This window comes from Frateuria sp. YIM B11624 (assembly GCF_049727805.1).
GTDB lineage: Bacteria > Pseudomonadota > Gammaproteobacteria > Xanthomonadales > Rhodanobacteraceae > Frateuria_A.
Window position 1 is genome coordinate 1 of sequence record NZ_JBCNYA010000010.1, and the last position, 17,295, is coordinate 17,295.

The following is a 17,295-nucleotide window of genomic DNA, read 5'->3' on the forward strand; positions in this document are numbered from 1 at the left end:
ACCCCAACCCTCTCCCCGGAGGGGAGAGGAAGCAAAGGCAAGCTTCGTTCGCTCAATCTTCATCCTGCGCAGAACCGGCTCCCTCTCCCCTCCGGGGAGAGGGCTGGGGTGAGGGGCCGGGGCTCGCCTCAAGCGTCCAGGATCACCTCGTCCGCCTCTTCCCTCAGGTTGTAGCGCGACGACATTACCTTGCCGTACGCCCCGGCCTGCGCAATCAGGATCACGTCGCCCTCCTGCGCCTCGGGTAACCGCCGGTCGGTGCCCAGCACGTCGCCCGATTCGCAGATCGGCCCGACTACCTGGTACAGAACATCGGCCGGCGCATCCAGCCGCGAGAGGTTCGCGATCTCGTGCCATGCGTCGTACAGCGTCGGGCGGATCAGGCTGTCCATGCCGGTGTCCACGCCGAGGTAGCGCAGGCTGCCCTTGCCCTTGGTCTGGGTGACCCGCGCCAGCAGCACGCCGGCGTCGGCGACCAGGTAGCGGCCCGGCTCCATCCACAGCTGGAAATGCGGGTAGGCCGCCTTGACCTCGCGCAGCACGCGGTCCAGCTCCGCCATGTCCAGCGGCGCCTCGCCGGGATGCGAGGGTACGCCCAACCCGCCGCCGATGTTGAGGAAAGCCACGCTGCCGATGCGCTCGGCCAGGCTCGCCAGTTGCGCGTGCACCTCGCCCCAGTGCTTCGGATCGAGCACGCCCGAACCCAGGTGCGCATGCAGCCCGCGCACGCTCACCTGGTGCGCATCGGCCAGGCGCAGGAAGACGTCGAGCTGTTCCACCGGCAGGCCGAACTTGCTGCCGTTGCCGCCGGTGCGCACCTTCTCGTGATGGCCCAGGCCACGGCCTAGGTCCACCCGCAGCACCACCTCGCGGCCGCGGAACAGCTCGCCCCAGTGCTCCAGCGGATGCAGCGCATCCAGGGTGACGGTGGCACGGGTGGCGAGCGCCTCGGCGTAGTCGGCGCGGCGGGCGAAGTTGGGCGTGAACAGCAGCGGCGCGGTGTCCGGCACGGCAGCCAGCACGGCCCTCAGCTCGCCGGGCGAGACGCACTCGAAGGCAAGGCCCTCTGCCGCGAGCACGCGCAGGATCGCCGGGTGCGTGTTGGCCTTCACCGCGTAGTGCACGCGGTCGACCGCGCCCAGCGTGAGCATCGCCCGCGCTTGCGCGCGCACCGTGGGCAAGTGATAGACGTAGCGCGGCGTGGCCTGCTGCGCCAGCGCCAGCAGGCGCTCACGCTCGTTCGGGTCACGCCACCAGGCGGCCGCCTGCCCTGCCACCTCGCCGCTGCCGTAGAGCGCCTGCCAGCTCGGACCGAACAGCGCGCTGTCGTCGGTGCGCAGGGCGCCGGCGCCGATCAGCAGGTCGTGCAGGTGCGGCAGCAGTTCGTCCACCACCGTCTCGTCGACCACGAAAGTCAGGTTGAGGTTGTTGGACGACTGCGAGATCAGGTGCACGCGCAGTTGCCCGAACTCGGCCAGCACGGTCGAGAGCGTGTGCAGCATCGAACGCATGCCGCGACCGACCAGCGTGATCGCGGCGCACGGCGCGATCACCTTGACCCGGCAGACCTTGGCCAGATCCGCCGCCAGCGCCGCCACCGCGTCCGAGTCGAGCAAATTCTCGGTCGGATCGAGCGACACCGTCACGTTGGTTTCAGCCGAACCGATCAGGTCGACCGACAGGCCATGCTTCTTGAACTGCGCGAACACGTCGGCCAGGAAGCCGACCTGCTGCCACATGCCGACCGACTCCATCGACACCAGGGTGAGCCCCTTGCGCGCGCTGATCGCCTTGACGCTCGGCGCGTGCTCGCGCACCTCCGGGCCGATCACCGTGCCTTCGAGTTCAGGCCGGTTGGTGTCCTTGATCAGCAGCGGCACGCGCGGTTCGCGCAGCGGCGAGAGGCAACGCGGGTGCAATACCTTGGCGCCTGTGGTGGCGATTTCCTGGGCCTCCTCGTAGTCCAGCCGCTGGAGCAGCCGCGCGCCGGGCACCTGGCGCGGGTTGGCGGTGAACATGCCGGCGACGTCGGTCCAGATTTCCACGCGCGAGGCCTTGAGCAGCGCGCCGAAATAGGCGGCCGAGGTATCCGAGCCGCCACGGCCCAGCAGCACCGTGCGGCCGTGTTCCTCGCGCGCGATGAAACCCTGGGTGATGAACACCTCGCCCTGTGCGGCCAGGCGGGCGGCCAACGCAGGATCCGGACGCGCCTCGACCGTCGCCGAAAGCAGGCGCGTGCGCTCGTTCTGGTTGGGCAGCGCGATCGCAGCCAGGCACCCGCGCGCGTCCACCCATTGCGTGATCAGCCCGCTGGCGCTGAGGTAGGCCGCGCCCAGCGCGCTGGACATCAGCTCGCCGTGCGCCTGCACCTGCGCCGACCAGGCCAGCTCGCCCAACGCCGCCGGGCCGTCGACAGCCAGCGCCGCCAGGTCCGCCAGCCGCGCGGCGAGCGTGTCCGGCAGCGGCAGCTGCATGTGGCCGAGCAGGTCGTGGTGGCGTTGCGCGATCGCATCGGCCGCCGCCTTGCGTTTGTCCCCGTTGCCCTCGGCGCACAGTTGTTTCAGTGCGTCGGTGATGCCGGTGAGCGCGGACACGACGACCAGCACGCGGGCGCCTTCGGCGCGGCGGCTGGCGATCAGCTCACGGATGTTCTGCCAGCGCGGCAGCGTCGCGACGGACGTGCCGCCGAACTTCATCACGATCCAGGGTCGATCCTGGGCGGGCGCGTCCGCCGGAAGCGGCGCGGGGTTTTGCGGGATCACATGGGCTCCATTGCAGTGGTGGCGAAAGGCAATCGCGCCAGTGTTGCGCTGCGGCACGACGAATGCAATGGATTTTTGCGGGCAAGATATGGACGTTTAGCCATCCAAATGCTGACGCTCGCGGGTTCCGCTCCCTCTCCCCTCCGGGGAGAGGGCTGGGGTGAGGGGTCGACCTGGCCTCAGCCCTGGTTACGTAGGGTGCGCCTGGAGGTCATTCACGGCGGGCTTGGGCGCCTCATCCCGGTCCTCTCCCCGGAGGGGAGAGGAGGTGAACGGGTGCGCTGCGCGCACGGCTTTATTCAACAAAGACGGGGATCTTGCCGATCCGCGTCCGCCATTCCTTCGGCCCGGTCTGGTGCACCGAGGTGCCGGCCGAATCGACCGCCACGGTCACCGGCATGTCCTTGACCTCGAACTCGTAGATCGCCTCCATGCCGAGGTCCGCGAAGCCGACCACGCGCGAAGCCTTGATCGCCTTGGACACCAGATAGGCGGCGCCGCCCACCGCCATCAGGTACACCGAGCGGTGCTTGCGGATCGCCTCGATCGCCGCCGGGCCGCGCTCGGCCTTGCCGACCATGCCGAGCAGGCCGGTCGAGCTGAGCACCTGTTCGGTGAACTTGTCCATGCGCGTGGCGGTGGTGGGACCGGCAGGACCGACCACCTCGTCGCGCACCGGATCGACCGGGCCGACGTAGTAGATGAAGCGCCCGTTGAAGTCGACCGGCAGCGGCTCGCCCTTGTTGAGCATGTCGACCATGCGCTTGTGCGCGGCGTCGCGGCCGGTCAGCAGCTTGCCGTTGAGCAGCAGCACCTCGCCCGGCTTCCAGCTCGCCACCTCCTCGCGGGTGACGGCGTCCAGATCCACCCTACGGCCCTTGGAGGCGTCGTAGGTGAGCTTCGGCCAGTGCTCCAGCGACGGCGGCTCGAGCATCACCGGGCCGGAGCCGTCCAGGGTGAAGTGCGCGTGGCGGGTGGCGGCGCAGTTGGGGATCATCGCGACCGGCAGGTTGGCGGCGTGGGTCGGGTAGTCCTTGATCTTCACGTCGAGCACGGTGGTCAGGCCGCCCAGGCCCTGCGCGCCTATCCCTAACGCGTTGACCTTCTCGTACAGCTCGATGCGCAGTTCCTCGATGCGGTTGCTTGGGCCCCGCGCGATCAGTTCCTGGATGTCGATGTGCTCCATCAGCGATTCCTTCGCCAGCAGCATGGCCTTCTCGGCGGTGCCGCCGATGCCGATGCCGAGCATCCCCGGCGGACACCAGCCCGCACCCATCGTCGGCACGGTCTTCAGAACCCAGTCGACGATCGAGTCGGACGGGTTGAGCATCACGAACTTGCTCTTGGCCTCCGAGCCGCCACCCTTGGCCGCCACGATCACCTCGACCGTATCGCCCGGCACGATCGACATGTTGATCACCGCCGGGGTGTTGTCGCGCGTATTCAGCCGCCTGCCCGCCGGATCGGCCAGCACGCTCGCGCGCAGCTTGTTGTCCGGGTGGTTGTAGGCGCGGCGCACACCTTCGTTGACCATGTCCTCGAGCGACATCGTGGCGTCCCAGCGCACGTCCATGCCGACTTTCAGGAATACGGTGACGATGCCGGTGTCCTGGCACAGCGGGCGATGGCCCTCGGCGGCCATGCGCGAGTTGATCAGGATCTGCGCCATCGCGTCGCGCGCGGCGGGCGACTCCTCGCGCTCGTAGGCGGCGGCGAGGCTCTGGATGTAGTCGACCGGGTGGTAGTAGCTGATGTACTGGAGTGCGTCGGCGACGGACTGGATCAGGTCGTCTTGCTTGATGGTGGTCATGGGCGGCTATCGGCTTCGAACGCGCCGCCTTGCGCGGCGCACAAGCCCGCTATTGTGCCGCAGCCGGCCGGGCCGGACAAAACGACGGCCGCGCGAGGCGGCCGTCTTGGTGCTTTCGCTCCGGTTTCGTATCCAACGGGACGAACCGGGAGATGGCAGACCCTGCAGGCCCGCCATCGGTCGATCAGAAGCGGAACTCGGCGGTCACCGTGTACACGCCGATGCTGCCGCCGATGTCGGCGAGGTCGGTCTTGGCCTTGCCATGGTAGTTGTCGTAGTTCAGGCCGAGGCTGAAGTTCGGCGCGAAGTTGTAGCCCACGCCCACGCCGCCGTACCAGCCGTTGCCGTCGGCATCGCCGCTGGCGTATTCGCTGTAGTTCGGCGCGTCGGCGTAGATCTCCTCGTAACGGTAGGAGGCGTCCGCGGTGGAGCGGAACCAGCCGGCGCGCGCCGAGACGAACCACTTGTTGGCGAAGGTGTACTTGCCGTTGACGCCCAGCAGCGGGCCGCTGGCTTCGACGTCGGCCTTCTCGTTGATGATGATGGAAGCGTCTTCGTTCTGCGCGTGGTACTTGGCGACCAGCTTGCCCAGGTCCGCGTAGCCGCCTTCGACGCCCAGGTCGAAGCCGTTGCCGACCTTCCAGGCGTAGCCGAAGCGCACCGCGCCGGCGGTGTCCTTGTCGTCGAGCTTGTAGCCCAGGCCGTCGGTGTGGCCGACGTGGTACTGCGCCTGGCCCACGCCGGCGTTGATGAAGAAGGAGCCGTTGGCGTCAGCGGCGGCGGCCGAAGCGGAGCCGGCAGCAAGCACCGCGCCCAGGGCGACGGTCAGAATCTTGTTCATGCTTGGAATTCCCTGTTTTTTGTCTTGTATGCGAAGCCCGGCGGGGCATGCCGGGCGGCGCATTCTAGGGCGGCGTAAAAATTTGCGCTGTAGGCGATCACCTACACTCCATTTTCTTCGTCATCCGCGAGGCGCCGATGCGCAGCTTCGACTTCCTGCAACTGGACGTGTTCGCCTCGCGCCTGCTCGAGGGCAATCCGCTGGCGGTGGTGCTCGGCGCCGACGCGCTCGACGCGCCGACGATGCAGCGCATCGCGCGCTGGACCAATCTTTCCGAAACCACGTTCCTGCTGCGTCCCACGCAAGCGGGTGCGGACTACCGCGTGCGCATCTTCACCCCGCGCCAGGAGCTGCCGTTCGCCGGCCATCCCAGCGTGGGCAGCGCCTATGCCGCGATCGAGGACGGCTGCGTGCCGATGCGACCGTCGCTGGTGCAGGAATGTGCTGCCGGCCTGCTGCCGGTGGTCGTGCAGGGCGAGGGCGCCACCCGCACGATTCACGTGCAGGCGCCACCGGCGCGCATCGGGCACCCCGATGCGACACTTGCCGCGGCCCTGGCCGATGCGTTGAAGGTCGATCTCCCCGTCGCGGCCGTGCGGCCGATCGACAACGGCCCCGTGTGGCTGGTCTGCGACCTCGGCCAGGCGCGCACCGTGCGCGCGCTGGCGCCCGACCTGCCGGCCATCGCGGCGCTGTGCCTGGCGCACGGCGCGGTGGGCGTGAGCGTGTTCGGCGCCGAGGACGGCGGCGACGCGGCGATGGCCGTGCGTGCGTTTTGCCCGGCCGACGGCATCCCGGAAGACCCGGTCACCGGTAGCGCCAACGCGGCGATCGGCGCACTGCTGCACGAGACCGGCGGCCTGGCCCGCTATGGCCGCCGCTACGTCGCCAGCCAGGGGCGCGAGGTGGGCCGCGATGGCCGGGTCGAGGTGGCTGTGGAGGAGGCCTCCGGCATCGTCACCATCGGCGGCCGTTGCGCGGTCGGCGTGCGCGGAAGGTTCACCCTGGATTGACGCACGCCGCGGCGTGCGCGCGGCTCTTCCCTTCCCGCCCGCTTGGGTGCAAGCTCGGCGACGGCGTCGTCCACAGGGGGTGCGGCGCCGATAGGGAACATACCAACCATCGCACGCCCGCGGCTGTCGGCGCAGTGCTTCCAAGCCCCTGTGTCCTCAAGTCGCGTGCATTCCAGGGAGAAACCCCATGCTCGCGAAGTTGCACCAGAAAGCGCTTGCCGCTTCCCTTGCCCTGCTGTTCGCCGGCGCCGCCAGCGCCGGACAGGGAGGAACCCAGTCCGCCGTGGATCTGGGCCTTGCCGCGTCCAGCCAGCCGGCGAACGCCACGCTGATCCTCAAGCTGCGCAACGAGGCGCAACTGGAGAACCTGATCCGCCAGACGGTCACGCCCGGCAACCCGAACTACCACCGCTTCCTCACCACCCGGCAGTTCGCCGAGCGCTTCGGCGCCACCGACAGGCAGATCGCCAACGTGCAGGCCTACCTGAAGAAGCAGGGGCTGCGCGGCGAGGTGCTGGACAACAGGATGGTGATCCGCGTGCAGGGCACGCTGGCGCAGATGGGCCAGGCCTTCGGCACCTCCATCCACACGTTCAGGGATGCCGACAGCGGCCGCACGTTCCACCGTCCGGCCAGGCCGGTCGCACTGCCGGCGGCCCTGGCGGGCACCGTGAGCGTGGTGTCGGGCCTGAGCAACGAGCACCAGTACGTCTCCCACCGCATCGGCACGCCCAAGCTGCTGTCGACGACCACCACGTTCGCGCCGCAGGCGCTGCAGCCCAACCTGCGCGCCGCCCCCAACGGCAATCCCACCGCGACCGGCGTGCCGGGCAACTACACCGTGGGCGACGTGGCCGACCTCTACAACATCAATCCGCTGTATGACCGCGGCGTCACCGGCAAGGGCTCGACCATCGGCATCGTCACCCTGTCCAACTTCTATCCGGAAGACGCGCAGGCCTACTGGGACGGCATCGGCCTGGCCACCAAGCCGCACCGCATCACGCAGGTGCACGTCAACGGCGGCGGCGCGTTCGACGGCGGCAGCGGCGAGACTTCGCTGGACGTGGAGCAGTCCGGCGGCCTGGCGCCGAAGGCGAACATCATCGTGTACGACGCGCCCAACACCAGCGGCGATTTCGTCGCCGCCTTCGCACAGGCGGTGTCGGACAACTGCGCCGACAGCATCTCCACCAGCTGGGGCCTGCCGGAGATCTACAACTTCGCCGCGCTCAACGTCGACGGCGCGAGCGTGACCGACACCACCGACGTGGGCAACCTGCGCGCATTCCACCAGGTCTTCCTGGAGGCGGCGGTGCAGGGGCAGTCGATCTTCGCCGCCTCGGGCGATTCGGGCGCCTACGACACCGTGCGCAGCCTCGGCCACGACCAGTGGAGCGCGCCGCTGACGGTCGACTCGCCGGCGTCCGATCCGTACATGACCGCCGCCGGCGGCACCACCGTGCCGTACAGCTTCTCCTTCAGCGGCGGACCGGTGGGGTCGATCGAGCGCGAAAGCGTGTGGGGCTGGGACTACATCCAGGACTACTTCGACACCAACTTCGGTCCCGGCCTGATCGACCTGTTCGCCACCGGCGGCGGCGGCGGCGTGAGCGTGTACTGGCACGAGCCGGTCTATCAGTGGTTCACCCACGGCATCCGCACCAGCGAGAAGCACCAGGCGCTGACCTTCGACGACCCGCAGGCGGGCCCGACCACCCTGCTCAAGCTGCCTGGCCATTTCCGCGGCCGCAACGTGCCCGACATCTCGCTCAACGCCGATCCGGAAACCGGCTACATCGTGGTGTCCACCGTCGATGGCGGCGTGATCAACAGCATCGGCGGCACCAGCTTCGTGGCGCCGCAGCTCAACGGCATCAGCGCGCTGCTGACGCAGAGCCTGGGCCACCGCGTGGGCTTCTGGAACCCGCAGGTGTACTTCCTGCAGAACGTGTTCGGCTACGGCAAGTACTCGGCGTTCAACAGCGTGCGCGACGGCGACAACTGGTTCTATTACGGCAAGCCGCACTACACGCCGGGCGCCGGCATCGGCACGCTGAACGTGGCCAACCTGGACGCCTTCCTTCGGGCGTTCTGAGGTGGACCGGGGTGCCACGCTCCGGGCGCCCCCATCCGCCCTGCGGGCACCTTCCCCCGCAAGCGGGGGAATGAGTCCATGCAAGTGCCACCTATCGAGCCTTCCTCCGTTCCACGGGGGAAGGTGCCCGCAGCGCGGATGGGGGAAGCCCCGCCAGATCCCCCCCGCATGGCTGCCGCCTCACATTCGGCATCGCGCATCAGCGCATCCTTGCTCCCTTCCGCGCGCACCGGCATGCTCCCCCGCTCGTCCCGGGGACAACCGCATGAGCACAGGCAACCCATCGCACGGCTACCGGCGCAGCCTGGGCCCCTGGGACGCTGCGCTCGTGGTGGTCGGCGGCATCATCGGCGGCGGCATCTTCCTCAACCCGGGCATCGCCGCGCAGCGCACCGAATCGGGCCTGGCGCTGCTGCTGGCATGGATCGGCGCGGGCCTGCTCACGCTCGTCGGCGCGCTGTGCTACGCGGAACTTGGCGCGCGCCGGCCGCAGGCCGGCGGCACCTACGTCTACCTGCGCGAGGCATTCGGGCCGCTCGCCGGCTTCCTGTTCGGCTGGACCATGCTGCTGGTGATCTATTCCGGCTCGACCGCCGCAGTGGCGACCATCTTCGCCAGCTACACGGTGGCGGCCTTCGCCTTGCCGGCGAGCGCGGCGCTGCCGCTGACCGTCGGCGCACTGGTGTTCGTGGCGCTGGTCAACCTGTTCGGCCTGAAGCTCGGCGCGCAGGTGCAGAACCTGTTCGCGCTGCTCAAGCTGCTCGCGGTCGCGGTGCTGGTGGCGTGCGGGCTGTACCTGGCCGGCGCGCATGCGCCAGCGGCGCTGGCGGCCGATCCCGCGCGCGACGGCGTGGGCTTCATGGGCGCGGCGCTGCCGGTGCTGTTCGCCTACTCGGGCTTCACCTACCTCAACAACCTCGCCGGCGAGGTGGACGCGCCACAGCGCAACCTGCCGCGCGCATTGCTGGTCGGCATGCTGGTGGTGATCGGCGCCTACGCGCTGGTCAACCTCGCCTACTTGGCGGTGCTCGGCCACGCCGGTCTGGCGGCCAGCACGGCGCCGGCCGCGCAGGTGATGGACCGCATGTTCGGGCCGGTCGGCGCACGCTTGATGGCGGTCGGCATCGCGATCTCCACGCTCGGCTTCTGCAACATCACGCTGGTGGCCGGCGCGCGCGTGCTGCAGGTGATGGGCGCCGACGGGCTGTTTTTCCGCGCCGTGGCCCGCCTGCACCCGCGCCACCACACCCCGAACGTGGCGCTGGCCGCGCTTTCGGGCTGGGCGATCGTGCTGGCGCTCTCGGGTAGCTACGGCGCGCTGCTGGACTACGCCACCTTCGGCGACTGGCTGGCCTGCGCGGTCGGCGTGGCGACGCTGTTCTGGTACCGCCGCCACGACCGCGGCGAGGTGCGCTTCCGCGTGCCCGGCTACCCGCTGCTGCCGCTGCTGTTCGTCGCCGCGATCGGCGCGGTGGTGGTCGCCACCATGCGCGACAACCCGCGCAACGCCGGCATCGGCGTGCTGATCATGCTGGCCGGCGTGCCGGTGTACGCCGCCTGGCGATGGCTGGCGGCCCGCGACCGGCGCTAGCGCGTCCAGGACGGCCCGGGCGTTCCTGCACGCCGACAGGATCAGTGCCAGGATCCCGCCAACTGAACGCCCCGCCCGTTCCCCGCTGCCTCGTCACCCGCGCGATGCCACAATAGGCGACCCCCGCAAGGAGACGACCCGATGCCGCAAGCGCAAGCCCAGGGCCTGCCGCCCGCCACCACCGGCGACATCACGCCGGAACCGGTGCGCGAGGGCATCGACCTGATCGTCAACGGCGAGCGCTTCCGGCACACCGGCGATCCACTGATGCCGCTGCTGTGGTACCTGCGCGACGTGCTGCGGCTGACCGGCACCAAGATCGGCGACGCCCACGGGCAGGACGGCTACGGCCTGGTGCTGGTGAACGGCAAGGCGATCCCGGCGATCACGCAGCCGATGGCCAAGCTCGCCGGCGCCCGCATCACCACCGTCGAGGGCCTGGCCGGCGCGGACGGCAGCCTGCACCCGCTGCAGCAGGCCTTCATCGACGAGGACGCGATCGGCTGCGGCTACTGCACCGCCGGCTGGCTGATCGCCGGCATCGACCTGCTCGCGCGCAAGCCCAAACCGTCCGACGACGACATCGACAAGCTGCCCAACCGCTGCCGCTGCGGCGTGCAGACGCGCGTGCGCCGCGCGATCAAGCGCGCCGCCGGGGCACGCGCATGAGCGGCGTGCTTCCGCTCTCGCGCCGGCGTTTCCTGCAGGTGCTGGCCGGTGCCGCCGGCGCGCTGGTGGTCGGCATCCGCGAAGCCCACGCCGACGTGCCGGTACCACCGGCCATGCTCGGCGACGAGTTCGGCGCGCTGGGCCCCTACGTGCGCATCGACCGCGACGGCAACGTGCTGGTCGGCGCGCGCGACCCGGATACCGGCACCGGCACCGCCACTGCGCTGCCGCGCATCATCGCCGAGGAGCTCGATGCCGACTGGACCCGCGTCACGGTGATCCCGCTGGGGCTGGGCGTGACGGCGAAGGACGGCAAGCCGGTGTGGACCTATGGCCACCAGCGCAGCGGCACCGGCGATTCGATTCCCGCCGCCTGGGCCGACCTGCGCCAGGCCGGCGCGCTGGCGCGCTGGCTGATCACCCAGGCCGCCGCACGGCGCCTGGGCGTCGCCGCCGATCGGCTGCGCTGCGAAGCCGGCGTGGTGGTCACGCCCGACGGCCGCCGCTTCCCCTACGGCAGCCTGGTCGAGGCTGCCAGCAAGATCGATCCGCCGAACGCGCCGCTGCCGCTGAAGGCCCCGCAGCGCTACACCCTGATCGGCCGTCCGGCCGGCGACGTCGATGCGCGCCGCATCGTCACCGGCCAGACCCGCTACGCCATCGACGCGGACTACGCCGATGCGCTGGTCGCCGTGCTCGCGCCGTGTCCCTGGCCCGGCGGCAGCCTGGCCAGCATCGAGACCGCGCCTGCGCTCGCCGTCAAGGGCGTGGTCAAGGTGGTGCCGATCAACCCCGAGGCCGGCGTGCCGCCCGGGCAGACCGCGGTCGCGCCGGCGGTGGCCGTGCTCGCCGAGAACACCTGGGCGGCGCTGCGCGGCCTGGGCGAACTCAAACTCGAATGGAAGCCCGGCTCCGACAGCGCCAACGAGGACAGCGGCAAGCTCGAGGCGCAGGCCATCGCGCTGCTCGACACCGACAGCGCGCCGACCACCCGCGTGCGCGACGACGGCGACCTCAAGGCCGCCAACCGCAAGGCCGCGCGCCGCGTCGAGGCCACCTACGTGCAGCCCTGGCTGGCCCATGCCACGCCCGAGCCGATGAACTGCCTGGTGCGGCTGGACAAGGACCAGGCCACGCTGGTGGTGCCGACGCAGGCGCCGCAGCAGGCCTGGGCCGTTGTGCAGCGGTTGACCGGCCTGGCGCCCGACCGGATCGCCATCGAGGTGCCGCGCGTGGGCGGCGGCTACGGCCGCCGGCTCGACCACGACTACGTCGCCGAAGCGGTGATGCTGGCCAAGGCGGTCGACAAGCCGGTGCGGCTGATGTGGACGCGTGAGCAGGACCTCGTCCACGACTATTACCGCTCCGGCACCGTGCACAAGATCAAGGCGGTGATCGGCCGCAAGCGCCAGGTGATCGCCTGGGACCAGCGGCTGGCCAGCGCCTCGGCGCTCACCGGACGCGGCACCGCGGCCGACCGGCTGTGGACTTCCGAAGTCAGCGCCAACCAGCTTCCCGCCGGCCTGGTCCCGGCCTATCGCAGCGACTGGTACGGCCTCGCCTCAGCCATGCCGCGCGGGCCCTTCCGCGGCGAGCCGCACGTCAGCAACGCCTTCGCGGTGGAAAGCTTCGTCGACGAGATCGCCCACACGCTGCGCGAGGATCCGCTGGTCACGCGCCTGCGCCTGCTCGGCGAGGCCCGGCAGATCCCGCTCGCCGGCGGCGGCATGCTCGACGTCGGCCGCCTGCTCAACGTGCTCAAGCTGGTCACCGACCGCATCGAGTGGAAGAACTGGCTGCACAACGTCAACGGCATGGGCATCGCCTGCTGGCACGTCGACGGCGCCTACGTCGCCCATGCGATCGAAGTGGCGATGCACGGCGAGAAGCTGGAGATCGTGCGCGCGGTCTGCGCCGTCGACGTCGGCCGCGTGATCAACCCGCTGGGCCTCGAAGGCCAGGTTGCCGGTGCGACGCTGGATGCGTTGTCCAACGCGCTCAACCCGGCCATCACCTTCAAGAACGGCCAGATCCAGCAACAAAGCCTCAAGGATTACCCGCTGGCCAGCATGGCCCAGCTCCCCAACGACGTGGAAGTGATCCTCGTGCCCAACGACCGCGCGCCCAGCGGCGCCAGTTTCCTGGCCATGCCCACCGCCGCCCCCGCGCTGGCCAACGCCGTCTTCCGCGCCAGCGCGGTACGCGTGCGGCGGCTGCCGCTGATGAAGGAACTGCTGCGCCTGCTGTGACGGTCCGGCGCTGGCCGCCAGCGCCCCTGTCCCGCATGTTCCGTCAAAACCATGCAGTCCCCGACGAAGGAGCGCCACCATGCTCAAGCTGTACGGGTTCTCGAAGGTCAACACCGTCGCCCGCGGCCACACCCGCGACCTGCGCGTGCTGTGGGCGCTCGAGGAGATGCAGCTGCCGTTCGAGCTGGTCGGCTTGGACCACCCGGCTCACGACCTCAGCACCGAAACCTATCGGCAACTCAGCCCATTCGAGCAGATTCCGTCGATCGACGATGACGGCCTGCGGCTGTCCGAGTCGGCCGCCATCCTTCTCTACCTGGCGAAGAAATCCGGGCGCCTGGTGCCTGCCGACCGCGCCGGCGAGGCGCAGGTGACGCGCTGGTGCTTCGCCGCCATGAACTCGGTCGAGCCGCCGCTGCTTGGCCTGATGGTGCACGACTGGACCGCGGAGGGCGGCGGCGACAAGCACCGCGAATTCCTGGTCGGCTGGATCCACCGGGTGCTGGGCAACCTGGAGCGCTGGCTCGCCGGCCGCACGTTCGTCGCCACCGAAGACTTCAGCGTCGCCGACATCCTGATGGCGCACGTGCTGTTGTCGGGCGTCAAGGACGAGGAACTGATCACGCCGTATGCGGCCGTCACCGCCTACCGCGACCGATGCCTGGCCCGGCCCGCGTGGAAACGGACCATCGAGGCGTACTGCGCGCGGGTCGAGCCGGCCTAAGGACGTCGATTTTCGGCGGCGTCGTTCGTCGTTCTCCCGAAGGCCGGACGAGCCGGCACAGGAGGGAGACAGGCCATGCGAGTCATAGTGATGGGCAAGGCGACCGACGGCACCGAGAACGGTGCCGGCATCGACCCGAAGGCGCTCGAGGCAATGAGCCAGTTCAACGAGGAGCTGGTCAACGCCGGCGTCCTGGTCGCCCTCGGCGGCCTCACGCCCTCCTCCGACGGCAAACGCGTCGTGCTCGATGGCGACAGCCGCATCGTCGTCGACGGGCCTTTCGCCGAAACCAAGGAACTGGTCGCCGGCTTCATGATCCTGGAGGTCCAGGACATGGACGAGGCGATGGCCTGGGTGCTGCGTGCACCCAACTGCGCGACGGGGCGGAGCGAGATGGAAATCCGTCCGTTGATGGGCATGGCCGAGTTCGAGGCCGTGCAGACGCCCGAGACCAAGGCCATCCGCGACCGCATCCGCGCGAAGCTCGCAGGCACCTGACCGCCCGAACCACCGCACCATCTCGGGCACCATGGGCGGTGAATGGGACACCCTTGCCTGCGGAACCGCTTCGTCGCGGGCACGGCTTCGACTCGGACATCCGGACCGATTGCCCGCGTGCAATCAGACGCCAAAGGGATGGACCACGTTGCGGCAGCGCGGACAGGTCGACTTGCCCCTTCTGGCACATGTCGCCCGGAAGTGCGCGCGCTCCAATGTCCTGGACAGCGGGGAACCCCACCCGCAGATCCCGCGCCTGCAAGCCAGGACAAACGCCGGGCGCATCGGGACATGGACGCCGACGCGCCCCGCCCGTTCGTGCTCGTCAGCGGCAGGCTCGACCCGCCCGTTCACGATGGAGCGTCCATGCCACTGCCTCGCCCGATCCACGCCGGCCTGATCGTCCTTTCAGCTGCAGCACTGTCGTCGCCGCTGCACGCGGCCGAACGTACGCCGCAAGCCCGGCCGATCGTTATTCCGCTGCATGCCTATGCGGACACTCCACTGCAGACCGTGCAAGCGGACGTCCACGGGAAAACCGTGCCTTTCCTTTTCGATACCGGTGGCGGACTGACGTTCGTGACGCCGGAGACGACCACGTTGCTCGGTTGCCAGCCGTTCGGCCAGGCCACCGGTTACCGGGCCGATGGCGAGAAGATCGCTTTCCCTCGCTGCGGCCCTGCCGAACTGCGGATCGGCGGTTACGACACGAACGACGAAGTGGGCGTGTTCGACCTGATGGCAATGATCCGCAAGCAGGTGGAGCATGCCCGCCAGCAGGGCCACGACGTACCGATGCCGCCGACGCTCGGCGGACTGGTCGGCCTCTCGTCGTTCCGCGGGCAGGTGGTCACGCTCGACTACGCCCACGACCGCATCGTGGTGGAGACGCCGCAAAGCATGCACGCCCGCATCGCGGCCATGAAGCCGATCGAGGTGCGCCTGGCGACCTTGCCGAGCGGCGCCATCGAGGTGTTCGTCCAAGCCAGGGCAGCAAAGGGAACGTTGTGGTTGCAACTGGACTCGGGCAACAACGGGCCGACGTTCCTCGCGCCGCACGCCATCGAACAGCTCGGCCTGGATCTTCCCAAGGGCGAGTCGAAACAGGTGGATCTGGACCTCACGCATTTCCACAGCGTGCCCGCCACGGTCGCGCGACGGGACATGATCTACGACGGCCAACTGGGCATCGGCCTGATCAGCAAGCTGTTGATCACCCTTGATCTGCAACACGGGAAGGCCTGGGCGGCTCCGGTCGAGGGGCATTGATCGGCTGCCATCGAGATCCGCCAGCCATCCTGCGTGCCGAAGGACATCCGGCGAATGTGACTTCCTGCAGGCGGATCGAGTTACCGACGCGCGTAGCGTGCGCGACATGGCCCGGACAGGGCGCTGCGAAGGAATCCCTCATGCATCACCACGTCGACCGCAACATGTTTCGTCGAGCTCTGCCTGCCCTGATGATGTTGGTGTTGGCCACGCCTGCGATGGCGGCAGATCTGCCACAGGATGGCGAGGCCGTAAAGGAAGCGGGCCACCCCGGCTGCGAGGGCATCGGCGCAAAGGCCTGCGTCCAGCGGGCCATCGACGCCATGGGCGGCTCGCAACGGCTCGCCGGCATTCATAGCGCGAGCTACGAAGCCATCGGACATTCCGTCCTTGCCGAGCAGTCGTATCGCCAGAAGCCTTTCATCACCTCGTACGAACGCCAGAAGGTGACGGTGGATTTCGACCACCGTCGGCTCGTGCGGGACGTGCATCTGACCTGGCCGGAAGCGGACCCGCATGCCGCCGAGTTCGACACCACCCTGGTCGCGACGCCGCAAGGAGGCGTCTATCGAACCGGGCAGGGCCAGTCGCCTTGCTCCCTCGCGGACATCGAGAAGACCGGGGACACCCTGGCGCTGGGACCTGAGCGCCTGCTTCTCAACGCAGCAGCGGCCGCCGACCTGCATTACGCGCCGTCGCAATGGCTGCGCGCCACGAAACACAGCGTGGTGGAGTTCACCTGGCAGGGCTCGCCGGTCAAGGTGCTGCTGAATGCCTACAACCATCTGCCCGACGCGCTGGAACGCACGCGTACCTTCAAGGATTTCTGGTATGCGTGGGGCGACGTAGACCAGCGCATCTACTTCGACAACTGGCGCCTGGTGCAAGGCGTGGAGTTCCCGACGAACCGCGTCGATTGGCGCAACGGCGTGTGGTACGCGTCCACCCAACTCATCGGTCCTGCCTTCAATGGCGCGATCGACGCGAAGAAGTTCGCGATGGATGCCGCAACAGCCGCCAAAAGCGCGCAATCGGTAGGCTGGAACCGCGAGTTCAACGACAATAAACGCGTCGTGCTGGCTCCGGGCATCGAGTTGTACCAAGGCGCGTGGAACACGACCTTGGTCAAACAGGACGATGGCGTACTGGTCCTGGAAGCGCCGATTTCCGGCAGCTACGTGCGTGGCGTGCTTGCCAAGGCGCACAGCGAGTATCCAGGGGTGCCGATCAAGGCGGTGCTCAGCACCTCGGACTCCTGGCCGCACATCGCCGGTGTCCGGGAGGCCGTGGCAGAAGGCGTGCCGGTCTACGTGCTCGATCTCAACAAGCCGCTGCTGGATCGGCTCGTCGATGCGCCGCATCATTTGCAGCCGGATGACCTTCAATCCCATCCGAAGGCAGCGCACTGGATGGTCGTGGGCGACCACCTCGAAGTAGGCAAAGGAGCCAACCGAGTGGTGTTGTATCCGCTACGCGGCGCCTCGACCGAGCGACAGTACATGGTGTACTTCCCGCAGCAGAAATTGCTGTATGCCAGCGACACCCTGGCGTTCAACGAAGACCACACGCTCTACGACCCGGAGCTGATGTACGAAGTGATGCAGGCAGTCGTGCGCGAGCATCTGCGGGTCGATACGGTGTATGCGATGCACCAGGGTCCGACGCCCTGGGCGGATGTTCGCCGCCTGATCGACGAGGCCATGCGGCCGCCGGCGGCCGGCAAGGTGCCGGGTCCCCGCCCCGCCGGCGCCTGACGCGCTCGCGATACGTC

At 69.1% G+C, this 17,295-nt stretch carries 12 protein-coding genes; 9 read left to right on the forward strand and 3 right to left on the reverse strand.

What is annotated here, in order from left to right:
• Positions 1 to 128: 128 nt before the first annotated feature.
• The 3 genes from AAIL17_RS06715 to AAIL17_RS06725 all read right to left on the reverse strand — a co-directional run bounded on the left by AAIL17_RS06715 (position 129) and on the right by AAIL17_RS06725 (position 5,413).
• Positions 129 to 2,762: a bifunctional aspartate kinase/diaminopimelate decarboxylase gene (locus AAIL17_RS06715; RefSeq protein ID WP_424682054.1), complete on the reverse strand. Its 2,634-nt coding sequence runs from the start codon at positions 2,760 to 2,762 to the stop codon at positions 129 to 131.
• Positions 2,763 to 3,057: 295 nt separating this feature from the next.
• Entirely contained in the window at positions 3,058 to 4,572 is a 1,515-nt protein-coding gene (locus tag AAIL17_RS06720) for a fumarate hydratase (protein ID WP_424682055.1), read from the reverse strand.
• A 184-nt stretch (positions 4,573 to 4,756) separates the two neighbouring features.
• Entirely contained in the window at positions 4,757 to 5,413 is a 657-nt protein-coding gene (locus AAIL17_RS06725) for an outer membrane beta-barrel protein (RefSeq protein ID WP_424682056.1), read from the reverse strand.
• Positions 5,414 to 5,550: 137 nt separating this feature from the next.
• Between AAIL17_RS06725 and AAIL17_RS06730 the strand changes: the two genes are divergently transcribed.
• The 9 genes from AAIL17_RS06730 to AAIL17_RS06770 all read left to right on the forward strand — a co-directional run bounded on the left by AAIL17_RS06730 (position 5,551) and on the right by AAIL17_RS06770 (position 17,278).
• On the forward strand, positions 5,551 to 6,426 hold the full coding sequence (locus AAIL17_RS06730) for a PhzF family phenazine biosynthesis protein (RefSeq protein ID WP_424682057.1): 876 nt from the start codon (positions 5,551 to 5,553) through the stop codon (positions 6,424 to 6,426).
• 187 nt (positions 6,427 to 6,613) lie between these two features.
• Positions 6,614 to 8,524: a S53 family peptidase gene (locus AAIL17_RS06735; RefSeq protein ID WP_424682058.1), complete on the forward strand. Its 1,911-nt coding sequence runs from the start codon at positions 6,614 to 6,616 to the stop codon at positions 8,522 to 8,524.
• Between the two features lie 265 nt (positions 8,525 to 8,789).
• On the forward strand, positions 8,790 to 10,115 hold the full coding sequence (locus tag AAIL17_RS06740; protein ID WP_424682059.1) for an APC family permease: 1,326 nt from the start codon (positions 8,790 to 8,792) through the stop codon (positions 10,113 to 10,115).
• Positions 10,116 to 10,256: 141 nt separating this feature from the next.
• Positions 10,257 to 10,784 (forward strand): (2Fe-2S)-binding protein, encoded by a 528-nt coding sequence (locus AAIL17_RS06745; RefSeq protein WP_424682060.1) that lies wholly within the window; start codon positions 10,257 to 10,259, stop codon positions 10,782 to 10,784.
• Positions 10,781 to 13,033, forward strand: coding sequence for a molybdopterin cofactor-binding domain-containing protein (locus tag AAIL17_RS06750; RefSeq protein ID WP_424682061.1), 2,253 nt, complete (start codon positions 10,781 to 10,783; stop codon positions 13,031 to 13,033). Before AAIL17_RS06745 ends, AAIL17_RS06750 begins: the two co-directional genes overlap by 4 nt.
• Positions 13,034 to 13,112: 79 nt before the next feature.
• Positions 13,113 to 13,757 carry a glutathione S-transferase family protein gene (locus tag AAIL17_RS06755; RefSeq protein ID WP_424682062.1) on the forward strand — a complete coding sequence of 215 codons (645 nt, stop codon included), beginning with the start codon at positions 13,113 to 13,115 and terminating at the stop codon, positions 13,755 to 13,757.
• Between the two features lie 75 nt (positions 13,758 to 13,832).
• A complete protein-coding gene (locus AAIL17_RS06760) occupies positions 13,833 to 14,255 on the forward strand; it encodes a YciI family protein (protein WP_424682063.1) in 423 nt (140 codons plus the stop codon).
• Positions 14,256 to 14,546: 291 nt separating this feature from the next.
• Positions 14,547 to 15,524 carry a hypothetical protein gene (locus AAIL17_RS06765; RefSeq protein ID WP_424682064.1) on the forward strand — a complete coding sequence of 326 codons (978 nt, stop codon included), beginning with the start codon at positions 14,547 to 14,549 and terminating at the stop codon, positions 15,522 to 15,524.
• 140 nt (positions 15,525 to 15,664) lie between these two features.
• The gene (locus AAIL17_RS06770; protein WP_424682065.1) at positions 15,665 to 17,278 is read left to right on the forward strand and encodes a hypothetical protein; all 1,614 of its coding nucleotides are present in this window, start codon (positions 15,665 to 15,667) and stop codon (positions 17,276 to 17,278) included.
• Positions 17,279 to 17,295 lie beyond the last annotated feature (17 nt).